Source organism: Bradyrhizobium sp. BLXBL-01 (genome assembly GCF_051853025.1).
Lineage (GTDB): Bacteria > Pseudomonadota > Alphaproteobacteria > Rhizobiales > Xanthobacteraceae > Bradyrhizobium.
The window spans coordinates 7049960-7071208 of the sequence record NZ_CP182471.1 but is presented as its reverse complement, the minus strand read 5'-3'; the positions used below and the strand labels follow the sequence as shown (position 1 = coordinate 7071208).

At 65.1% G+C, this 21249-nt stretch carries 19 protein-coding genes; 12 read left to right on the top strand and 7 right to left on the bottom strand.

All coding sequences use genetic code 11. From position 1 onward, the window contains the following. Nucleotides 1–222 precede the first annotated feature (222 nt). Together pncB and ACNJYA_RS32750 are read right to left on the bottom strand one after the other, a co-directional pair. Nucleotides 223–1527 carry a nicotinate phosphoribosyltransferase gene (pncB, locus tag ACNJYA_RS32755; RefSeq protein ID WP_172785713.1) on the bottom strand — a complete coding sequence of 435 codons (1305 nt, stop codon included), beginning with the start codon at nt 1525–1527 and terminating at the stop codon, nt 223–225. A 100-nt stretch (nt 1528–1627) separates the two neighbouring features. Continuing rightward, nucleotides 1628–2557 carry a LysR family transcriptional regulator gene (locus ACNJYA_RS32750; protein ID WP_172785714.1) on the bottom strand — a complete coding sequence of 310 codons (930 nt, stop codon included), beginning with the start codon at nt 2555–2557 and terminating at the stop codon, nt 1628–1630. Between the two features lie 92 nt (nt 2558–2649). Between ACNJYA_RS32750 and pcaH the strand changes: the two genes are divergently transcribed. Continuing rightward, nucleotides 2650–3438: a protocatechuate 3,4-dioxygenase subunit beta gene (gene pcaH / locus ACNJYA_RS32745; protein WP_172785715.1), complete on the top strand. Its 789-nt coding sequence runs from the start codon at nt 2650–2652 to the stop codon at nt 3436–3438. 4 nt (nt 3439–3442) lie between these two features. Next, entirely contained in the window at nt 3443–4069 is a 627-nt protein-coding gene (pcaG, locus tag ACNJYA_RS32740) for a protocatechuate 3,4-dioxygenase subunit alpha (protein ID WP_439401398.1), read from the top strand. Nucleotides 4070–4093: 24 nt separating this feature from the next. On the opposite strand, the gene ACNJYA_RS32735 is transcribed toward pcaG, so the two are convergent. Both ACNJYA_RS32735 and ACNJYA_RS32730 read right to left on the bottom strand, forming a co-directional pair. Further along, nucleotides 4094–4705, bottom strand: a complete 612-nt coding sequence (locus ACNJYA_RS32735; RefSeq protein WP_172785717.1) for a LabA-like NYN domain-containing protein — start codon at nt 4703–4705, stop codon at nt 4094–4096. 309 nt (nt 4706–5014) lie between these two features. Beyond that, entirely contained in the window at nt 5015–5920 is a 906-nt protein-coding gene (locus tag ACNJYA_RS32730; protein WP_439401397.1) for a helix-turn-helix domain-containing protein, read from the bottom strand. Nucleotides 5921–5970: 50 nt separating this feature from the next. On the opposite strand from ACNJYA_RS32730, the gene pobA reads away from it, so the two are divergent. After that, a complete protein-coding gene (gene pobA, locus ACNJYA_RS32725; protein ID WP_439401396.1) occupies nt 5971–7143 on the top strand; it encodes a 4-hydroxybenzoate 3-monooxygenase in 1173 nt (390 codons plus the stop codon). Between the two features lie 193 nt (nt 7144–7336). Here pobA and ACNJYA_RS32720 read toward each other — a convergent pair whose 3' ends face one another. The 3 genes from ACNJYA_RS32720 to ACNJYA_RS32710 all read right to left on the bottom strand — a co-directional run bounded on the left by ACNJYA_RS32720 (nt 7337) and on the right by ACNJYA_RS32710 (nt 11504). Next, nucleotides 7337–9487, bottom strand: a complete 2151-nt coding sequence (locus tag ACNJYA_RS32720) for a CHASE2 domain-containing protein (protein WP_439401395.1) — start codon at nt 9485–9487, stop codon at nt 7337–7339. 20 nt (nt 9488–9507) lie between these two features. Then, the gene (locus ACNJYA_RS32715) at nt 9508–10176 is read right to left on the bottom strand and encodes a hypothetical protein (protein WP_172785721.1); all 669 of its coding nucleotides are present in this window, start codon (nt 10174–10176) and stop codon (nt 9508–9510) included. Between the two features lie 188 nt (nt 10177–10364). After that, the gene (locus ACNJYA_RS32710; protein WP_439401394.1) at nt 10365–11504 is read right to left on the bottom strand and encodes an HD domain-containing phosphohydrolase; all 1140 of its coding nucleotides are present in this window, start codon (nt 11502–11504) and stop codon (nt 10365–10367) included. 243 nt (nt 11505–11747) lie between these two features. Here ACNJYA_RS32710 and ACNJYA_RS32705 point away from each other — a divergent pair, with 243 nt between their 5' ends. The 9 genes from ACNJYA_RS32705 (at nt 11748) to ACNJYA_RS32665 (ending at nt 21244) form a co-directional block, all read left to right on the top strand. After that, complete coding sequence (locus ACNJYA_RS32705) at nt 11748–12071, top strand: STAS domain-containing protein (protein ID WP_271502006.1); 324 nt, start codon at nt 11748–11750, stop codon at nt 12069–12071. Continuing rightward, a complete protein-coding gene (locus ACNJYA_RS32700; RefSeq protein ID WP_100231554.1) occupies nt 12071–12436 on the top strand; it encodes a response regulator in 366 nt (121 codons plus the stop codon). The genes ACNJYA_RS32705 and ACNJYA_RS32700 overlap by 1 nt, the downstream gene beginning before the upstream one ends. Beyond that, nucleotides 12433–14529: a chemotaxis protein CheA gene (locus ACNJYA_RS32695; RefSeq protein ID WP_439401393.1), complete on the top strand. Its 2097-nt coding sequence runs from the start codon at nt 12433–12435 to the stop codon at nt 14527–14529. Before ACNJYA_RS32700 ends, ACNJYA_RS32695 begins: the two co-directional genes overlap by 4 nt. Then, complete coding sequence (locus ACNJYA_RS32690; protein ID WP_260380468.1) at nt 14529–14990, top strand: chemotaxis protein CheW; 462 nt, start codon at nt 14529–14531, stop codon at nt 14988–14990. The genes ACNJYA_RS32695 and ACNJYA_RS32690 overlap by 1 nt, the downstream gene beginning before the upstream one ends. 42 nt (nt 14991–15032) lie before the next feature. Then, nucleotides 15033–16730: a methyl-accepting chemotaxis protein gene (locus tag ACNJYA_RS32685; protein ID WP_439401392.1), complete on the top strand. Its 1698-nt coding sequence runs from the start codon at nt 15033–15035 to the stop codon at nt 16728–16730. Between the two features lie 65 nt (nt 16731–16795). Beyond that, nucleotides 16796–17284 carry a chemotaxis protein CheW gene (locus tag ACNJYA_RS32680; RefSeq protein ID WP_100231558.1) on the top strand — a complete coding sequence of 163 codons (489 nt, stop codon included), beginning with the start codon at nt 16796–16798 and terminating at the stop codon, nt 17282–17284. 60 nt (nt 17285–17344) lie between these two features. Then, the gene (locus ACNJYA_RS32675) at nt 17345–19147 is read left to right on the top strand and encodes a methyl-accepting chemotaxis protein (protein WP_439401391.1); all 1803 of its coding nucleotides are present in this window, start codon (nt 17345–17347) and stop codon (nt 19145–19147) included. 134 nt (nt 19148–19281) lie between these two features. Then, on the top strand, nt 19282–20136 hold the full coding sequence (locus ACNJYA_RS32670; protein ID WP_439401390.1) for a CheR family methyltransferase: 855 nt from the start codon (nt 19282–19284) through the stop codon (nt 20134–20136). Between the two features lie 16 nt (nt 20137–20152). Further along, a complete protein-coding gene (locus ACNJYA_RS32665; protein ID WP_439401389.1) occupies nt 20153–21244 on the top strand; it encodes a protein-glutamate methylesterase/protein-glutamine glutaminase in 1092 nt (363 codons plus the stop codon). The last annotated feature ends 5 nt before the right edge of the window (nt 21245–21249 follow it).

Here is a 21249-nt window from a genome sequence, read left to right as displayed (position 1 = left end):
GACGCGCCCCAGAGGGCGTTGCGCCTGCAACGCAAAGTAGACGAGATGGTTGCTTAACTCGACCTGAAAGGCGCGGAGAACTCCGTACCAGGGTGAAGCCGTTGTGAAGCAGGCGCCAGCAACTCGCTTCAAATGCGGTGAACGGGGAACTGGCGCAGCATCGACGAACGATGCCGCGCATTCGTCATGCGATTTACCCGATGGAGAGAGTTTGGCGAGGGGCTACACCAGCACCGGCTTGCGCACGCGACCGGCGTCGCCGAACACGCGCAGGTAACGCGCGATCTCCGAGGGCAGGCCGGTCGCCTTCTCCGGATTGTCGGAGAGCTTGACAGCCGGACGGCCGTCGACCGACGAGACCTTGCAGACCAGCGAGATCGGATCGAGGCTGATCGAGCCGTCCGGCGTGCAGCCGACGAAGTCGTTGGTGAGGTTGGTGCCCCAGCCGAAGGAGAGCCGCACGCGCCCTGCGAAGTGGCGATAGGTGTCCTCGATCGAGCCGACATCCATCGCGTCGGAAAAGACGAGCAGCTTGTCCTTGGGGTTGCGGCCCTTCTTTTCCCACCAGGCGATGATCTCCTCGCCGGCCTGGATCGGCGGCGCGCTGTCGGGGCGGAAGCCGGTCCAATCGGCCACCCATTCCGGCGCATCGCGCAGGAACGCCTTGCTGCCGAAGGCGTCGGGCAGCGCGATCAGGAGGTTGCCGCCGTAAGTCTGACGCCATTGGTCGAGAATGCGGTAGGGCGCCCAGCGCAATTCCTCGTCGTCCCTGGCGAGCGCGGCTGCCACCATGGGCAGCTCGTGCGCGTTGGTGCCGATGGCTTCGAGATCGTTGTCCATCGCGAGCAGCACGTTGGACGTGCCGATGAAGGAGGGGCCGAGGCCTTCCTTCACCGCCTCGACGCACCAGCGCTGCCACAGGAAGCCGTGACGCCGGCGCGTACCGAAGTCGGAGAGCCGCAGGCCCTCGAGCTGGCGCAGCCGTTCGACCTTGGTCCACAGCTTGGCCTTGGCGCGGGCGTAGAGCACGTCGAGCTCGAAGCGGCCGCGGCCCTTCATGGCCGCACGCGAACGCAGCTCGTTGAGGATCGCAAGCGCCGGAATCTCCCACATCGTGGTGTGGGTCCAGGGGCCATGGAAATGCAGCTCGTATTGGCCCTCGACCTTGCGCAGCTCGTATTCGGGCAGGCGGAATTCCGCCAGCCAGCGGATGAAATCCGCCGAAAACATATGGGTCTTGCCGTAGAAGGTGTTGCCGGCCAGCCAGATCAGCTCTTTCTTGGTGAAGCGGATGGTGCGGGCATGGTCGAGCTGGGCGCGCAGCTCGCCCTCGTCGATGATCTCGGCAAGCCGCACATGGCGCGAGCGGTTGATGACCGAGAAGGTCACCTGCTGATCCGGGTAATCCTCCCGAATCATCTGCAACATCAATAGCTTGTAGAAATCGGTATCAAGCAGGCTGCGGATGATGGGATCCAGCCGCCAGCTGTGATTGTAGGTCCGGCTCGCAATGTCAGTCACTGTCATGCGGGGATTTTAGCGCGGCTCTCCCGGCGCAACCAGTGGGTTTGGGAAGAGCAGTCCCCACGAAGCGCGGCACCTGATATCAGGACTTGAGAACTGGAGGTCAGGACTTGGCGGCCGTCGCAGCGACGGCCTCGAGCTGGCTCCTGACCCAGCGATGGGCCGGGTCCTTCTGGTAGCGCTGGTGCCAGACCATGAACATCGGCAGCTCGGCCAGGGTCTTCGTGCGGGACGCCAGCGGGATCGGTGTTTGCGCAAAGCCGCGCATCACGCCGGAGGCGAGCAGGCTCGGCATGCTCGCCAGCATCTGCGAGCCGCGCAGGAAGGACGGCACGCCGGAGAAGCTCGGCACCGAGATCGCGATGTCGCGGTGAAGCCCGTTCGCTGCGAGCCGGCGGTCGAAGTCGAGCCGCTCATTGTCCGTGTAGACCACGGTGATGTGACGCGCCGCGAGATAGGCATTGCGGCTGGCCGGCGCGGCACGTGCCTTGGCATCGTAGTAGCAGACATAGTGATCCCTCAGCAGCCGCTTCTGGACGATGTCGACGCCGGAGGGCGGCAGCGGTGTGATCAGGAGGTCGCAGCGGTTCTCGCGCAGCATCGCCGGCGAAGGCGATTGCGAGGGGATCACGCGCAGGTTCAGGCTCTTCACTTGTGCGGCGACGTGATCGAAGAACCGCGGCAGCAGCAGGTCGCGCTGGAAGTCGTTGGCGGCGATCGTCAGCGACAGCTGAGCCTCCTCCGGCGCGAAGCTGACGCCGCCGGCAAAGCTGCGCATCTCGTCGATCAGCGCGCGTGCCTTGCCGGCCAGCGCCTGGGCATGAGCCGTCGCGACGATGCCGCGGCCTGACTTGGCGAACAGCGGATCGCCGGCGATCCGCCGCAGCTTGTTCAGGGCGTGGCTGACGGCCGATTGCGTCAGGCCGAGCCGCGTCGCCGCCGCCGTCACCGATCCTTCCTCCAGCACGGCCAGGAACAGTTCGAGGGCGTGGCCATCGAGGGCCAAATGATCGATTTCCTTCATGTAATTCATTATAATTCATCTATTTATCTTGAGAATAGGGTGGCTCATGCTCTCCCGATAAGCCGGGCCCGACCCCGGGCTCCCAGGGAGAGACAACGCCGATGAATGCCCAGGCGCCAGCCTTGCGGGATCCCCGCCTCAACCGCCCCGAGCCGTTCACGCCGCCGCTCGGCGACGGCGGCTTCTTCCAGCGCGACCGCGCGATCCATCCGCCGGCACATGCGCCAGGCTACAAGTCCTCGGTGCTGCGCTCGCCGCGCCAGTCGCTGCTGTCCCTTGAGAACTCGATCTCGGAGATGTCAGGGCCGGTGTTCGGGCACAATGATCTCGGCCCGCTCGACAACGATTTGATCCGCAATTACGCCAAGGACGGCGATCCCGTCGGCGAGCGCATCATCGTCCACGGCCGCGTGCTGGACGAGACCGGCCGCGGCATTCCGAACACGCTCGTCGAGTTCTGGCAGGCCAATGCGGGCGGCCGCTACCGGCACAAGAAGGACACCTATCTGGCGCCGATCGATCCGAATTTCGGCGGCTGCGGCCGTGCGCTCACCGACGACACCGGGTACTATTATTTCCGCACCGTGAAGCCGGGCCCCTATCCCTGGCGCAACTACGTCAACAGCTGGCGCCCCGCCCATATCCACTTCTCGGTGTTCGGCTCGGGCTTTGCGCAGCGGCTGATCACGCAGATGTATTTCGAAGGTGATCCCCTGATCCCGGTCTGTCCGATCCTGACGACGATCCCGGACAAGGACGCGCTCGACCGCCTCGTCGCGCCGCTCGACCTCAACGCCTCGACGCCGTTTGACTCGCTAGCCTACCGCTTCGACATCGTGCTGCGCGGCCAGCGCTCCACCTATTTCGAAAATCGCACCGCGGGGAACTAAGCCCATGCCGCAGCCGCTCAACTACCTCAAGGAAACCGCCTCGCAGACCGCCGGGCCTTACGTCCATATCGGCCTGATCCCGGCCATGGCCGGCTTCGACATCTTCGAGAAGAACTTCTCCAACGTGCTGGTGACGCCGAACACCAAGGGCGAGCGCATCACGCTGGAGGGCAAGGTGCTCGACGGCGCCGGCACGCCGCTGCGCGACGTGCTGCTGGAGATCTGGCAGGCCAATGCGGCCGGCCGCTACAACCATCCGGCCGATCGCTCGGCCGGCGCGCTGGACGACGAGTTTCGCGGCTGGGGCCGCGCCGGGTCCGACTTCGACAGCGGCCTCGTCACCTTCGAGACCATCAAGCCGGGCGCGATCACCGACAGGACGGGCCGCCAATGTGCGCCGCACGTCAACGTCTGGATCGTCGCGCGCGGCATCAACATCGGCCTCAACACGCGGCTCTATTTCTCGGACGAAGAGGCGGCCAACGCCGCCGATCCCGTGCTCAACCTGATCGAGCAGCCGATGCGCCGCAAGACATTGATCGCAACCCGCAGCGAGCGCGCCGGCAAAATCGTGTACGCCTTCACGATCAATCTGCAGGGGCCGGAGGAGACGGTGTTCTTCGACGTGTGAGGCGCCGGGGCGGCCGTCCTCCGATCATTCCACCCGGTCGTCGCGCTTGATCGTTCCGCGCGCGAGGAATTGCGGCGGCTGTCGCACCTCGCGCGATCCCGGCCGATCGGGTGGATCGCGCCCCACTTTTGGTTTCAGCTCCACCAAGTCAATGAATGCGTCCGCCTGCCGGCGCAGGTCGTCGGCGACCATGGGCGGCTGAGTGGAGAGTGTGGAGACGACGGTCACGCGGACACCGCGGCGTTGCAAGGCCTCCACCAGCGAACGGAAGTCCCCATCGCCCGAGCACAACACGATCTGATCGACGTGCTGGGCGAGCTCCATCGCGCTCACGGCAAGGTCGACATCCATGCTGCCCTTCACCTTGCGGCGGCCGGTAGCGGGGTCGACGAATTCCTTGGTGAGCTTGGTGACGACGGTGAACCCGTTGTAGTCGAGCCAATCGATCAAGGGGCGGATCGACGAATATTCCTGATCCTCGATGATGGTCGTGTAGTAGAAGGCCCGTAACAGCGTAGCGCGGCTTTGAAATTCACAGAGCAGGCGTCTGTAATCGATCTCGAAGCCGAGCGCCTTGGCGGTGGCATGGAAATTGGAGCCGTCGATGAAGAGCGCGCTCTTCCCAAGCGAAGACATTATCCACAACTCCCGGGTTCGGCGCGAAAGCCGACCGTCCAGCCGAAATGGCGCGGCGTGTCGGCAGGAAAATACCTCAACGCGCCGTTGGTTTGCCGAAAAAGCGGCGCAGACGACCGGACAGGGTTGGCCGCCTTGCGCCGAGGGTAGGGAGGTTGCATGCCACCAGCGCCAGGGCGCCGAATGCCGTCACGCTAGGGCCTGGGCATGCCCCGCTCAATTGTACGGAGGTAAAGCGCCTCTATCCAAAGGATGGGGCGCTATATACGAAGGTAGTGGCAACGAGAGACATCGCGGTTCCGCGGCGCGTCAGCCTTCGCCGCCATGGAGCCGCTTGCGAAACGCGCGTGGCGACACGCCCGTGGCGGCGGCGTAGACCCGGCTGAAATAGGCGGGGTCGTCGAAGCCGAGGGCGTAGGCGATCGTCGAGACCGGCAGGTTGGTGTAGACGAGGTTGCGCCGCGCCTCGCGGATCAGGCGGTTGAGGATCAGATGCGAGGCGGTGTCCCCGGTCGCCGCCCGCGTGATCCGGTTGAGATGCGTCGGTGTCACCGACAGCACCTTGGCATAGTCGGCGACGCTCCAGCGCTCCAGATGATGCTGCTCCAGCAGCGCCTCGAAGCGGCGGAACAACCCGCTTTCCGCGGTGCCGTTGCCGCCGCTCTCGCCCGTGAGCGCGCGCGCCACCAGCCCGATCATGGCCGACGACAGGGCGCGGAGCACATGCGCACGGCCGAAGTCGCGCGCGGCGTGCTCGGCGAAGATCTGCTTCATCGTGGCGCGGATCTGCGGCGTGCCGCGCACCACCGCCGACCGCGACAGCGCACCGCGCAGGCCCTCGGCGGCGAGCAGCGCTTCGTCGAGAATCTCGGCGGCGATGGTCAACACCCATCCTTGCGTATCGGGCTCGAAGCGGAAGCCGTGGACGTGGCCGACCGGCACGTTGACGATCTGCATCGGCCTCAGCGGCACCACGCGCCCGTCGAGTGTCGCCTCGCCGCCACCGCGCTCGATCAGCAGCACCTGGTGCAAGCGGGCATGGCGGTGCACGGCCAGCGTCCAGTCGTGCAGCACCGAACGCGACGCGATCGTCTCGCAATGCACGACGTCAGGCAGATCGCCGGACTCGCCGAACAGATTGTAGACCCGGATCGCCGGGGCGGGGGCCGCGCTTCTCATGTTCGAATAGTACAAGACAAAGGCGAAACCCTCCATCGGTCTGCGGCGTAGAATATGCAAAAAAATGCCGACGGGAGGACGCAAAAATGAAAGTTCAGGTCTGTATCATCGGCGGTGGGCCGTCCGGGCTGCTGCTGTCCCAGCTGCTGCACCTCAAGGGCATCGACACCATCCTGCTGGAGAAATACAGCCGCGACCACGTGCTGGCCCGGATCCGCGCCGGCGTGCTCGAGCACGGCTTTGCGAAGCTGATGCGCGAGGCGCAGTGCGGCGAGCGGATGGACCGCGAGGGCGAGATCCACAACGGCTTCGAGATCGCCCATGACGGCGTGCTGTCCCATATCGACCTGCACAAGCATTCCGGCGGCAATTCGGTGCTGGTCTACGGCCAGACCGAGCTGACGCGCGACCTCTACGAGGCGCGCGACCGGGTCGGCGGCAAGGTCGTGCACAATGCCGAGGACGTCACGCCGCACGATCTGACGTCGGATCGGCCCTATGTGACGTATCGCTCGAACGGGCAGACGATCCGCGTCGATTGCGACTACGTCGTCGGCGCCGACGGTTTCCATGGCGTCAGCCGCAAGTCGATCCCGAAGGACGTGCTGCGCGAATATGAGAAGGTCTATCCGTTCGGCTGGCTCGGCGTGCTGTCGCGCACGAAGCCGGTATCGCCCGAGCTGATCTACGTGAAGCACGAGCGCGGCTTTGCGCTATGCTCGCTGCGCTCGCAGGTGCTGAGCCGCTATTACATCCAGGTGCCACTGACGGACAAGGTGGAGGACTGGAGCGACGATGCGTTCTGGGCCGAGCTGAAACGCCGCCTGCCGGACGAGGTCGCCGGCCGCCTGATCACCGGGCCGTCGATCGAGAAGAGCATCGCACCCCTGCGCAGCTTCGTCGCCGAGCCGATGAGCTATGGCCGCCTGTTCCTCGCCGGCGATGCCGCGCACATCGTGCCGCCGACCGGTGCGCGCGGGCTGAACAGCGCCGCGTCCGACATCTATTATCTCTATCACGCGCTGCTCGCGCATTATCAGAGCGGCGACGATGCCGGTCTAAAGGGCTATTCCGCTAGGGCGCTCGCGCGGATATGGAAGGCACAACGCTTCTCCTGGTGGATGACGATGATGCTGCACCGCTTCCCCGATCGCATCGAATACGAGGATCGGCTGCAGCAGACCGAGCTCGACTATCTGCTCTCGTCCGAGACGGCGCAGCGGCTGCTTGCGGAGAACTACACGGGGCTGCCGTTTTAAGTTAGCTGCGCCAGCGCTGGTGTTTTTCCTTCTCCCCTTGTGGGAGAAGGTGGCGCGAAGCGCCGGATGAGGGGTTGCTTCGGCGAGCTCTAATGCGAGAGTTTCGCGCGCGGAAAGAGACCCCTCACCCGTCTCGCCGCTACGCGGCGAGCCACCCTCTCCCACAAGGGGAGAGGGGAAGTTCTTCGCTGCGTTACTTTCCTTCCAGCGTATTGACCGGTGTCCAGTCCGGCGGCGGCGGAGTCTCCGTCAGCACTTTCGCGCGCTTGGCGAACCGAGCTGACGCGGGATCGATCTTCGCGACGCCGTCGAACGCATCGGCCGCCTTCGCAAACTCGCGTCCCCGCCAGCACGCCAGCCCTTCCGCATATGCTGCGGCCACCTTCGCCTGCTCGGCGCTCTCCGCGCCGGTTTCCGCCAGCGGCTCGAACACCCTGATCGCCTCGCCGCGGCCCTGCACCCTGATCGCATCGAGCTCGCGCCAGGCGAAGCTATCGCCGGTCTGCGCCATCGTGGTTTCGGAGGCCATGATCGCGGTGCCGTAATATTTGTTGGCGCCCTCGAGGCGCGAGGCGACGTTCACGGTGTCGCTCATCACCGTGTAGTTGAAGCGGCGCCGCGAGCCGATATTGCCGACCACGGCCTCGCCGCTGTTGAGCCCGATGCGTTGCGACAGGCCGTGACCGGCGAAGGCGGGATGGCCGGCATTGAGCTCGGCGAGCTTGTCGTGGCACTTCAGCGCGGCACGCACCGCGTTGCGCGCGTGGGCGGGATCGTCGGCCGGTGCGCCGAACATGGCGACGATGGAATCGCCGATATATTTGTCGACGTAACCGCCATGGCCTTCGATGATGTCGGTCATGGCGGACAGATATTCGTTCATCAGCGTCACCAGCTCGCCCGGCGTCATCGTCTCGGCGATCGACGAGAATCCGCTGAGGTCGGAGAAGAACATCGTGACGTTGCGAGTCTCGCCGCCGAGCGCCGGCATCTTGCCGGAGGCGACCATGGTCTCGATCACCTCGGGCGCGAGGTAAAGGGCAAAGCTCTTGCGCAGGAAGCGCTCGTCGCGGTCGGCCAGCACGAAGCGATAGCCGATCATGATCGCGAGCGCGGCAAGGCTGGCGAGCGCCGGCTCGGTCAGCGGCAGCGCCAAGGCGTGGACGAATGCGCCGACGGCAACGACCAGGTAGACGATGGTGAGGCCGAGCCAGGCGATCAGCGCGCCACTCGGTGCGAGCACGCCGGCCGCGCAGGCGATGATGGCCGCGAATGCGATCGTGAGAAGGGTCCGCGCGGGGAAGCCGAGCTCGGTCACGGCATCGCGCTCGATCAGGTTCCGGACCGCAGCGGCGTGCACGAACACACCGGCGACGTCGCTGCGGGCCTTTTGCGCGGTGCTGGCGGGCGCGGGCAGGGCACATCGTGCCGACGGTGTGCCGTCATGGCCGCCGGACAGGCGCATCGAGGTGAGCTTGCGATCCTCGAAGTTGAGGACGGTCCCGAGCAGAACGACCTTGCCCTCGAAGGCGCGCCGGAAGAAATCGCGGTCGCCTTTTTCGACGCAGGCGCGCAGGTCGGCAAAGGAGAAGGTCGGTACGTCGCGGCTGAGGCCGCGGAAGTTGAGCGTCAGCGTGTTCGGCACGGCGCTCGGGATCGCGTAGCCGGATAGCTCGGCCGCACCGGATGGCGCAATCTCGAGCTTTGCGCCGAGCGCGCGGGCGGCGAGCTCGACCGCCATTGCGGGCACCGCTTTGCCGTCGATGTCGAAGGTGAGCGGCATCCGCCGGATGACATCGTCCGTATCGGTGTGGACATTGAGCGCACGGACGTTGTTTCGCACCGCCAGCTGCTGCGCACGGTAGGGCGGTTCTGGATGGTCGTTGCTCAGGATCTCGCCGAGCACCAGCTTGCCATTGTCCGAGATCTGCCGCAGCGCGATCAGATAGTCCCGGTCAAATCCCCTCACACGGCTGCCAAACGATGTATCGCCAAAGGGAATCTCGGACTGCTCGATCGAGTTCTTGAAGATGACGTCGAAGCCGATCACCTTGGCGCCGCCGTCGCTGATGCTGCCGAGCACCCGGCCGATCTCGCGCGTCCAGGTCTGCGTCGGCGATCCCTTGAACGGCGGAGTTTCGTAGGTTTCGCCGTCGATGGCCACGACGACAACCGGCGATGTCGCGGGATCGCGGCGCTCGCCGATGAGCTTGCCGCGCAGCGCGGTGAGGATGTCGAGCGAGAGGCCTTGCAGCGTTTGCAGCGGTCGGGACGTGAAGATCGCGCCCGCAAGGAGCGCGATCAGAATCGCCGCAACGATGTCCCGTCCCCCGATCCGCCGCATTGCCCCGTCGCTAGGTCCGCCTATTCGAGCCGCAGCAGGCGGCCGATGATCGGGGTCGGCGAGGAGGTGGCGCTGGCGTCGATCTGGAAGGTGTAGCGCTTGGCACCGAGAATGGCGAGGTAGCTGCCGCCCGGGGTCAGTGTCTTCCCGGCCTTGGCGAAATCATAGAACTTGCCGCCGACCATGGCGTCGCCCTTGAGCGGCACGCTGATCGTGGGCTCCTTGCCGTCGGTGCGCTCGATCACCAGCGTGCCGCCGGCTTTGGCTTGCACCAGTGGCGAGACGCCGTAAAGCGTCGGCAGCTTGGCCGGCCCGCCCTTGGCGTCCGAGCGCATGGTGCGGAAGGTCGTCGCGGCGCTCTGGTTCGCCTCGCGCTCCGACAGTTTTGCCGCATTGGTATCGCACGGCACCTTTTCCCGCTTGACCTCGCCCAGCTGCACGGTGCTCTGCTCAGCGCCGACCAGGACGACACCCTCGCTGATGGTCTCGCGCTGGCAGGATTTCAGGTAGCTGAGCGTGATGCTCGCCTTGGGCCCGAGCTTGATGATCTTGCCCGGCGCCACGTAGTCCATGAACGCGATGCCGTCGACCTTGCCCTGGATGTCCTCGACGATCGCAGCGGGAGTCTCCGCCAAAGCGGGGGCCGCAAGGCAGAATGCGCCGACACAGGCGCCGATCAGGCTTTTCATGGGAATTCTCATCCAATTCGACGATGCTCTGGTGCCCCGTCCTGGTTCGATGCCTAGCAGCACGGCGCCGGGGCAAGTGTGACCAGAATCACTCATAGGTCTTGGTGCCACTTTAGCAGGAACAGGTTCAAGCCGGCGACCGGAGAAACAATGTCAAGCCGCGGCAAGATGTTGGCGGATTGATCGGCTCAGGCGGTCGGGACGGCCTCGGTCGGGGTGTCCTCGTCTGAAGAGATTTCCGCCGCACTCTCCTGACTGGGAGCGAGAAGGGCCTCGGCGCTCGGCAAAGGAATCGTTCGCGGAGCGCCGGCGATCTCGACCACCTCGTCCCAGCGCGACAGGAAGGCCGCCACGCAGGCCGGATCGAACTGGCGCCCCGCGTTCTCGACCAGGTAGCCGCGCGCGACCTCGAGCGGCATCGGCTCCTTATACGGCCGCCGCGTCGTCAGGGCATCGAAGACGTCGGCGACCGCCACCACGCGCGCGGCGATCGGGATGTCATCCGCCTTCAGGCCGCTCGGATAGCCGGCGCCGTCCCAGCGCTCGTGATGGCCTGCAGCAATTTGCGCGCCGAGCCGGATCAGCTCGCAGCTGGAATCGGCCAGGATGCGCTCGCCGATCGTCGCATGCGTCCGGATCACCGCCATCTCCGCGTCGGTGAGCCTGCCCGGCTTGAGCAGGATCTTGTCGGGAATGGCGACCTTGCCGACGTCGTGCAGGGGGGCGGCGAGATAGATGTCGCGGCAGAGCCGGGCCGGCAGGCCGAGCTGCTCGGCGATGATGCGGCTGTAGCGGGCGACCCGCAGCGTGTGCTCGCCGGTGTCGTTGTCGCGGTATTCGACCGCGAGCGCGAGCCGCAGGATGATCTCCTCCTCGCGCTCGCCGAGCTTTCGTGTCGCGACCGCGACTTCGCTGGCCAGATGCGCGGCGCGGTCGTTCAGCTTGCGTACGGCTGCACCAAGCTGAACCAAATTCCGCAGCCGCACCGTCATCTCGACGCTCTGCGGCTGCTTGGGCAGAAAATCGGTTGCACCGGCCTGCAGCGCTTCCATCTTCACGTCATCGGTCTGACGCGAGGTGATCATCGCGATCGGGATGTCGGCGCGGCCGGGAAGCCTGCGGAAGGTGCGGATGAAGCTGATGCCATCCATGTGCGGCATCTCGTAATCGACCAGCACCAGATCGAAGGCGCGCTCCTGGGCGCAGGCCAGCGCCTCCACAGGATCGAGGAAGGTGGTGGCCTCGACCAGACCTTCAGCCTCGATGTGGCGTTTCAGGAAGTTGAGGACGGAGCGGCTGTCGTCAACCAGGAGCGCTTGGGTGAGCATCGGGCTCTGTTCGCTGGCAAAGGCACGAACCCGAGCCATTACCGAAGCGGATTTAACACGAAGCAAATTCGACGCGGATGTGCGTGTCCAGCCCACAATGTGGGCAGGTTGTGCACGTCTGCATGCGGTTGCGCGAATTCCGGAAGAATGTGACCCGTAGTTGTACGGATGCCCGCGTTAGGAGTTTGCTCACCGGATTCGCGTCAAACGAGTAGTGGAATTTTAGCAAAGGCGGATGCTGCGATGTCGCTCAACCCCACGGAGCCGAAGTGGTCGCTGCGGTTGCCCGCCGATTGCAGCATTGCGGCGATCCGCAATGTCTATGATCTCATTCGCGAGGCATTCGGCCGCCAGGAGCGGCTCGAGATCGACTGTTCCAGCGTCGACAAGGCCGACGTGACCTCGATCCAGCTTCTGCTGTCGACCGCCAAGACCGGCGAGGCCCAGGGCCGTCCGGTGGTCCTGACCTCCTTTTCACAATCTTTGCGCAACACCCTTCGCCGCGCCGGCTTCGCCAGCGAGGCGATGATCGATCAGCATTTCCCGCAAAAGAAAGATGGCACCTGATGGCCACGATTTTGACCGTCGATGATTCTCCCAGCATTCGGCAAATGATCAAGGTCGTGCTCGAGCCGGCCGGTCACAACGTGATCGAGGCCGGCGACGGCGCGCAAGGGCTCGCCAAGGCGCAGGCTGGCAAGCTCGACCTCGTCATCACCGACCTCAACATGCCCGTCATGAACGGGCTGGAGCTGATCCGCGCATTGCGCAAGCTGCCGAGTGCGGTCGGCATGCCCATCGTGTTCCTGACCACCGAATCCAACGACACGGTGAAGCAGGAAGCCAAGAGCGCCGGCGCCACCGGCTGGATCACCAAGCCTTTCAAGCCTGAACAATTGCTCGCCGTGGTCGGCAAGCTGGTGCGCACATGAGCGCAATGGACCCGACCGAGGTCTTTCGTCAGGAAGCTAGCGAGCTCTTCGAAGTTCTTGAAGGCGCCTTGCTCGATCTCGGCCAGCGTCCCGACGACCGCGAGCTGGTCGATTCCGCCTTCCGCGCCCTGCACACGATCAAGGGGTCGGGCGCCATGTTCGGCTTCGACAAGGTCGCCTCCTTCACCCACGAATTCGAGACCGCCTTCGACCGCGTCCGCAAGGGCGAGATCAAGCCGACGCAGGAGCTGATCTCGGTCGCGCTCGCCGCCAAGGACTACATCCGCGCATTGATCGAGGATCCTCAGTCGACCGACGACATCATCGGCGAAGCCATCCTCGACGACCTCAAGCGCTTCGTCGCGGCCGACATGCCCGTCGCCCTTGAGGTCGAGGCCCCTCCGCTGGCGCCTGCCGAGAGCAAGCAGGCCGGCTGGCACCTCTATCTGGAGTTCGAATCCCACATCCTGCGCAACGGCTCGAATCCGCTCGACCTGTTGGAAGATCTCTGCAAGCTCGGTCCCTGCTTCGTCGTGCCCGTCACCGACGGCATCCCGTTCCTCGACGAGATGGATCCGGAAGACTGCTATCTGAAGTGGGACGTCAAGCTGCACGCGGCCTGCGACAAGGATGCGATCGACGACGTCTTCATGTTCGTCCAGGACGAGATGAAGCTGACGCTCTCGCCTCTGGAGCATGTCGAAGCGCCCGCGCCGGCCCCGCTGTTCCAGCTGCTCGACGAAGATCCGGCGATCGCTGAAATGGCTGCGCCTGTGGTGGAGGCCATCGCCGAGTTGCCCGCCGCAAGGGCCGAGCCCGAGTTCGAGGCCAAGCCGGACGTCAAGCCGGACGTCAAGTCGGACGTCAAGCGCGAGACGGCACCCGCCCGCCGCGAGGACGCCAAGCAAGAGCGTAGCATCGCCACCGTTCGCGTCCAGGCCGAACGCCTCGACGAGCTGATGGACCGCGTTGGCGAGCTCGTCATCGCCCAGGCGCGGCTGACCCAGCTCGCCGCCTCCGGCTCCGACCTCTCGATCAAGATCATCGCCGAGGAGATCGAGCGCCTTGCCTCGTCCCTGCGCGACACCACGATGGGTGCGCGCATGGTGCCGATCGGCTCCTTGTTCGGCCGCTTCCGCCGCCTCGTGCACGATCTGTCGCGGGATCTGTCAAAGCCGGTCGAATTCGTCACCTCGGGCGAGGATACCGAGCTCGACAAGACCATGATCGAGGCCCTGGCCGATCCGCTGGTGCATCTGATCCGCAACGCCATCGACCACGGCGTCGAGGACACCGCCACGCGCGCCGCCAGTGGCAAGACCGAGCAGGGCCGGATCGAGCTCGCCGCCGTGCATTCCGGCGCTCAGGTGCTGGTCACCGTGAAGGACAATGGCGGTGGTCTCAATACCGCGCGCATCCGCGCGAAGGCGGAAGAGCAGGGGCTGATCGCAGCCGGTGCCGTGCTCAGCGATCACGAGATTCACCAATTCCTGTTCCACCCGGGCTTCTCGACCGCGCAGACCATCTCGGCGCTGTCGGGTCGCGGCGTCGGCATGGACGTGGTCAAGCGCACCATCGAGAACATGCGCGGCTCGATCGACCTGTCGACCCGCCCGGGCCAGGGCACCATTGTGACGCTGCGCCTGCCGCTCACGCTCGCGATCATCGAGGGCCTCCTGATCCGCGTCGGCGAAGGCCGTTACATCATTCCGCTGTCGGCGGTCGAGGAATGCGTCGAGCTGACGGCCGAGGACGAGCGTTCGCGCGGCCGCAACTTCCTCAACGTGCGCGGCAATCTCGTGCCCTTCCTGCGCCTGCGCGAGCTGATGGCCGCCTCCGGCGCGCCGGACCGGCATCAGAAGACGATCATCATCTCGACCGGCGAGACCCGCGTCGGCCTCGTCGCCGACCAGATCATCGGCAACCACCAGACCGTGATCAAGTCGCTGTCCAAGCTGCACTCCGACGTCACCATCTTCTCCGGCGCGACGATTCTGGGTGACGGCACGGCCGCGTTGATCCTCGACGTCGCGCAGCTCGTCGCAATGGCGCAGTCGAAGGTTGAGAAGCAGCATATCAGCGAGGCGGCGTGATGAACGACGGTTTGGCGGGCGAGCATCAGTCCGGCGCGATGCAGGTCGTGATGATCGGCCTCGGTGAGGAGAAGTTTGCACTCGACGCCGGTCTCGTGCGCGAGATCATCGATCCCGTCCCCGTGACCAGGGTGGCCGGCGCGCGCGCCTTCGTTCCCAGCGTGATCAACGTGCGCGGCAACGTCATTCCGCTCGCCGACCTGCGCATTCGCTTCGGCATGCCGCAGCTCGACAACTCGGCCGACACGCGCATCGTCGTCATCGAGCTCGAGCTGGACGGAGAGCCGGTTCTGGTCGGCGTCACCGCCGACAAGGTCTACGAGGTCACGGAGATCTCGCAGACCGACGTGCAGCAGACGCCGCGCGTCGGCATGCACTGGAAGCCGGAATTCATCCGCTTCATCGCGAAGTGGCGTGAAGAGTTCGTCATCGTTCCGAACATGGAACGCATTCTGAATTGAAAGCAAATCCAATCGCAAGATTGAGGGGCTGAGGGGCTGCACATGCGATTTACGGTCAAGGCTAAGCTTGCAAGCGCGTTTGGCGTCGTCCTGGTGCTGTCCATGGCCGCAGGCGGCGTTGCGTACGTGAAGCTCAACGACATGATCGTCGCCGCAGAGGGGCTGGTCTCGCGTGCTTCACGAATAGCGCATGCCGCCGACCTTGAAAAAGGCATCCTGTTCCAGGTCCGCGCGGAAAAGAACGCGATCCTTGTGCCCGAGTCGGAATCCGAGAGGTTCCTCGCGGAGATCGCCAAATTGCGCAGTGGTGTCCTCAAGACGAAGGACGAGATTTACGCGGTGGCGACGCCGGAAGGAAAGAAGCTTCTGGAACGGTTCGGCGCCGCCTACGCCCGCATGAACGTGGTGGAAGACGACACGCTCAAGGTCGCGAAGACCGACAAAGTCAAGGCGACGGAGCTGTCGATGACGTCCGTCCGCAGCGCCGTTGGGGAATCGATGGAGGCTGCCGAGGCCTATATCGCTTACGTGAAGACGGCGATGGACGAGCAGACGGCCCATGCCCGCGAGGAGAGCAGCAGAGCGCAGTTCATGCTGATCGCATTCGTTCTCGGCTCGCTCGCGATCGGCATCATCGCGGCAGTCTGGATCTCCGTCAGCATCGCCCGCGGGCTTGGCCGCGCGGTTGGTCTCGCCGGCGCGGTCGCGGCGGGAGATCTGAGCCAGACCATCAACACCGGCAGCAACGACGAAATCGGAGATCTCGTCAAATCGCTCAACCTCATGGTCGAGAAGCTTCGGCAGATCGTCTCCGAGGCGCTCACAGCCGCGCAGAACGTCTCCGCCGGCAGCCAGGAGCTCTCGGCAAGCGCCGAGCAGCTGTCGCAGGGCGCGACCGAGCAGGCCTCTTCGGCGGAAGAGGCGTCGTCCTCGATGGAGGAGATGGCGTCCAACGTCAAGCAAAACGCCGACAATGCCAACCAGACCGAGAAGATTGCGGGTCAGTCGGCGAAGGACGCGGAAGCCAGCGGCGCTGCGGTGAGCCGCGCGGTCGAGGCCATGCAGACGATCGCGGAAAAGATCACGATCGTGCAGGAGATTGCGCGGCAGACCGATTTGCTCGCTCTCAACGCCGCTGTCGAGGCCGCGCGCGCCGGCGAGCACGGCAAGGGCTTTGCCGTCGTCGCCTCCGAGGTGCGCAAGCTTGCCGAGCGCAGCCAGGCCGCGGCCGCCGAGATCGGCACGCTGTCGAGCGAGAGCGTGAAGGTCGCGCAGGAGGCGGGACAAATGCTGTCCAAGCTCGTGCCCGACATCAAGAAGACCGCGGAGCTGGTGCAGGAGATCACCGCGGCCTGCCGCGAGCAGGACGTCGGCTCGGCCCAGATCAATCAGGCGATCCAGCAGCTCGACAAGGTCGGTCAGCAGAACGCCAGCGCCTCCGAGCAGGTATCCTCGACCTCCGAGGAGCTCGCTTCGCAAGCCGAGCAGCTCCAGTCCACCATCTCGTTCTTCCGCATCGAGCATGCCGGGCGGGAAGAAGCTGCTTCGCCCGCGCCGATCGACCGCGCTGTCAGCCAGCTGCGGGCCAAAGCCGCGCACATGGCGGCGGCGGATCGCGGCACCAGGAAGCCGGCCCCCGTTCGCAAGCCGGCCCGTGCGATGAAGGTCGCCGGTGGCGGTGGCTTCGCCTTCGACATGCATGACGGCGAGGACGAGCGCGACGCCGAGTTCCAACGCTGATCAGCCGGTCCGGCTCTCATGCCGGGCCGCATTCATTTGCAACCATCGGATCCCTGGACTGCATCATGGCCGCAACCTCGCAATATCTGACGCTCGGGCTCGCCGGCGAGACGTTCGGCATCAGCATCCGCAATGTCCGTGAGATCCTCGACATGCGTCCGATCTCGCGGCTTCCGCACGCCCCGAACTTCCTGCTCGGCATGATCGACGTGCGCGGCAGCGGCTATCCGATCGTCGACCTCCGGACCAAGCTCGGCCTGCCGAGCGTGCCGGCCACCGAAGCCACCCGCATCATCATCCTCGACGTGCCGATGAAGGACCGCCTGGTCGGCGTCGGCTTCGTCGCCGATTGCGTATTCGAGGTCACCGACATCGACGAGCAGGCGATCGAGCCCATCCCCGAGGTCGGCGGCAAATGGCAATCCGATTATGCCGCCGGCATCGGCCGCAAGGGCGAAAAGTTCGTCGTCATCTTCGACCTCGCCAAGTTGATGGCGAACGACAAGATTCCGGAAGGGCGCGACGCCGGTGCGGACGCGCCTCGCGCCGCCTGAGTTTGCGAGAGTGAAGCGTGGTCAAGCGTAAGCACCCCAATTCGAACCAACGAGACTGACATGAGATTCACCGTCAAAGCCAAGCTTGCCAGCGCATTCGGCGTCGTCATCCTGTTATCCATCATCGCCGGTGCGGTCGGTTACATGAAGCTGGCCGACATGGTCGGCACCACCGAAAGTCTGGTTAGCCGCGCGGGCCGCATGGAGAAGGCCTCCGGGCTCAAGGAGGGTATCCTCTTTCAGCTTCGCGCCGAGAAGAACTCCATCCTGGCTTCGGACGCCGAATATGACCAGTTCGTCGCGGACCTCGCCAAGACCCGTGAGCAGCTGCTGAAGCTCAAGGAGGAAATCCACGCCGCGGCCTCGGAAAACGGCAAGAAGCTGATCGACGGCTTCTCTGCTGCGTATTCCAAGATGAATGCCTATCAGGATGAGACGGTCAAGCTGGCCAGGACCGACAAGGCCAAGGCGATGGATCGTTCGATGCATGACGGCCGCAAGGTGGTCGCGGACGCGCTGGACGCGGCAAACGCCTACATCCTGAACGTCAAGAAGAACATGGCTGACCAGGCCGAGCAGGCCAGACAGGACGGCTCCCGCGCGGAGATCATACTGATGAGCCTGGTTCTCGCCTCGCTCGTGATCGCTGCCGTTGCCGCGACCTGGATCGCGCTCAATATCAGCCGCTCGCTGGGGCAGGCCGTCGGGCTTGCCGATGCAGTTGCGATCGGCGATCTCAGCCGCAAGATCGAGTCCTCCAGCAATGACGAGATCGGCGACCTCATCAAGTCGCTGAATGCGATGACGGTGAACTTGAATGCCACGGCGGCGGTCGCCAACGAGATCGCACAAGGCAATCTCATGGTCGAAGCCAAGCCGCTGTCGGACAAGGACACGCTGGGCCTCGCGCTCGAGCGCATGGTCGAGAAACTCCGGCAGATCGTGTCGGAAGCGCTGACCGCGGCGCAGAACGTCTCCGCCGGCAGCCAGGAGCTCTCCGCCAGCGCCGAGCAGCTGTCGCAGGGTGCGACCGAGCAGGCCTCGTCCGCCGAGGAGGCCTCCTCCTCGATGGAGGAGATGGCCTCCAACGTGAAGCAGAATGCGGACAACGCCAACCAGACCGAGAAGATCGCCGCGCAGTCCGCCAAGGACGCGGAAGCCTCCGGCGCCGCCGTGGGCCGCGCCGTCAACGCGATGCAGACCATCGCCGAGAAGATCACGATCGTGCAGGAGATCGCGCGGCAGACCGACCTGCTCGCGCTCAACGCGGCGGTCGAAGCCGCGCGTGCCGGCGAGCACGGCAAGGGCTTTGCAGTGGTCGCCTCCGAAGTGCGCAAGCTCGCCGAACGCAGCCAGGCGGCCGCGGCCGAGATCGGCACGCTCTCGGCCGATACGGTGAAGGTCGCGCAGGATGCCGGCGCGATGCTGGCGAAGCTCGTTCCCGACATCAAGAAGACGGCCGAGCTGGTCGAGGAGATCACCGCGGCCTGCCGCGAGCAGGACGTCGGTTCGGCCCAGATCAACCAGGCGATCCAGCAGCTCGACAAGGTCGGCCAGCAGAACGCCAGCGCATCCGAGCAGGTGTCCTCGACCTCGGAGGAACTGGCCTCGCAGGCCGAGCAGCTGCAGTCGACCATCGCCTATTTCCGCATCGAGCAGGGCGCAAAGAGCCAGGCGGCCGCGCCGATCGACCGCGCGGTCAACCAGCTGCGCGCCAAGGCGGCGACCATGGCGGCGGCCGAGCGTCCGGCCAAGAAGCCGCAGGCCAAGCCGGCCCGCGCGCTGAAGGTCGCCGGCGGCGGCGGCTTTGCTTTCGACATGAACGACGGCGAGGACGACCGGGACGCCGAGTTCCAGCGCTGATTGTCTTTGTGGGATCGGCCTCCCAATTTGGGGCCGATCCGTCTTCAGTCATTGCGTAGACGTGTAGGATTCAAGATGGCCAGGATGGCCCCACATTCAGTGCAGGCGGCCGCCAGGAACCAGGATCGTCGTCCATGATGCCCGCCCTGCAGGATACGGCCGTGCATCTGTCCGACCGCCATTTCCGGACCATCGCCGAATTGATCGAGAGCCAGGTCGGCATCAAGCTGCCGCAGGGCAAGCGGCTGATGCTGGAGGGGCGGCTGCACAAGCGCGTGCGTGCGCTGAACTTCACCGGCCTCAACGAATATGTCGAGAACCTGTTCGAGGTGGATCATTTCGAGACCGAGCTGACCCATCTCATCGATGTGGTGACGACCAACAAGACCGACTTCTTCCGCGAGCCGCAGCACTTCACGTTCATGAGGGACGTCGCGGTCCCCGCTTTGCTCAGATCGCATGGACGCAAGGATGCCAACCTGAAGATCTGGAGCTCGGCGAGCTCCACCGGCATGGAGGCCTACACCACCGCGATGGTGCTGGACGACATGACGCGGAACGGCTCGCGCTTCCAGTATCGCATCCTCGGCACCGACATCTCGACCGCGGTGCTACGCCTCGCCAGGACCGCGATCTACACCCGCGACGTGCTCGCGCCGGTGCCGGAGCCGTTCGTGAAACGCTATTTCTCGTCCTCGCGCGACAAATCGCGCGGCGAAGTGCGGATCATACCCGAGCTGCGGCGCGTGACGCACTTCATGAGGATGAACCTCATGGACAAGTCCTATCCCGTCGATCGTGACGTCGACATCATCTTCTGCCGCAACGTCCTGATCTATTTCGAGCGCGAGACCCAGCGCAAGGTGGTCGAGCAATTGTGCGGCCATCTGCGTCCGGGCGGCTATCTGCTGGTCGGGCATTCGGAGTCGATGATTCACAGTGCGGTGCCCGGGCTGAAGCAGGTTCAGCCAACCATCTTCCAGGTCTAGGCGGAGCGCAACGACAATGCCAGGGGAGAAAGTTCGCGTGCTGATCGTGGACGATTCGGCGTCGGTGCGCCAAATCCTGCTGACGATCCTGTCCGAAGATCCCGAGATCGAGGTGATGGCGACGGCGTCCGACCCGTTCGTTGCAGCCAGACGGCTCGAGAAGGAGCTGCCCGACGTCATCATCCTCGATCTCGAAATGCCGCGCATGGACGGCCTGACCTTCCTGCGCAAGATCATGGCGCAGCATCCGATCCCGGTGATCATCTGCTCCTCGCTGACGGAAGAAGGCTCGAACGTGATGTTCGAGGCGTTCGAGGCCGGTGCCGTCGACATCGTGCCGAAGCCGAAGATCGACACGCGGCAGGCGCTGCTCGAATGCTCGACGCGGCTGCGCGAGGCCGTGAAGTCGGCCGCGCGCGCGCGGGTGCGTCCGCGGGCGGAGCGCCGCGCCATCGAGAAGAAGCTGACCGCCGATGCCATCATCCCGCCGCCGGTGCAGGGCAGGGTGCGGCCGACCACGGAACGCATCGTGTGCATCGGCGCCTCGACCGGCGGCACCGAAGCGCTCAACGACGTCCTCGAGATGCTGCCGCCGCATTGCCCGCCGCTTCTCATCGTCCAGCACATGCCCGCGGGCTTTACCGCCGCCTTTGCCAAGCGTCTCGACGGCATCTGCCAGATCAGGGTCAAGGAGGCCGAGGACGGTGAGCCGGTGCTGCCGGGCTGGGCCTATATCGCACCCGGCGCGCGGCACATGCTGCTGCAGCGCATCGGCCTGCGCTACCAGATCGCGATCAAGGACGGCCCGCCGGTGTCGCGGCATCGCCCTTCCGTCGACGTGCTATTCCGCTCTGCCGCCCAGCATGCCGGCGCCAACGCCCTCGGCGTCATCATGACCGGCATGGGCGATGACGGCGCGCGCGGCATGCTGGAGATGAAGAAGCTCGGCGCCGCGACGCGCGCGCAGGATGAAGACAGCTCCGTGGTATTCGGCATGCCCAAGGAAGCCATCGCCCATGGCGGTGTCGAGAAGATCGTTTCGCTGCACCAGATCCCGCGCGAGATCATGCTCTGGTACCAGGCCGGACATCCCGCGGTGGCAGGCTGACGGCA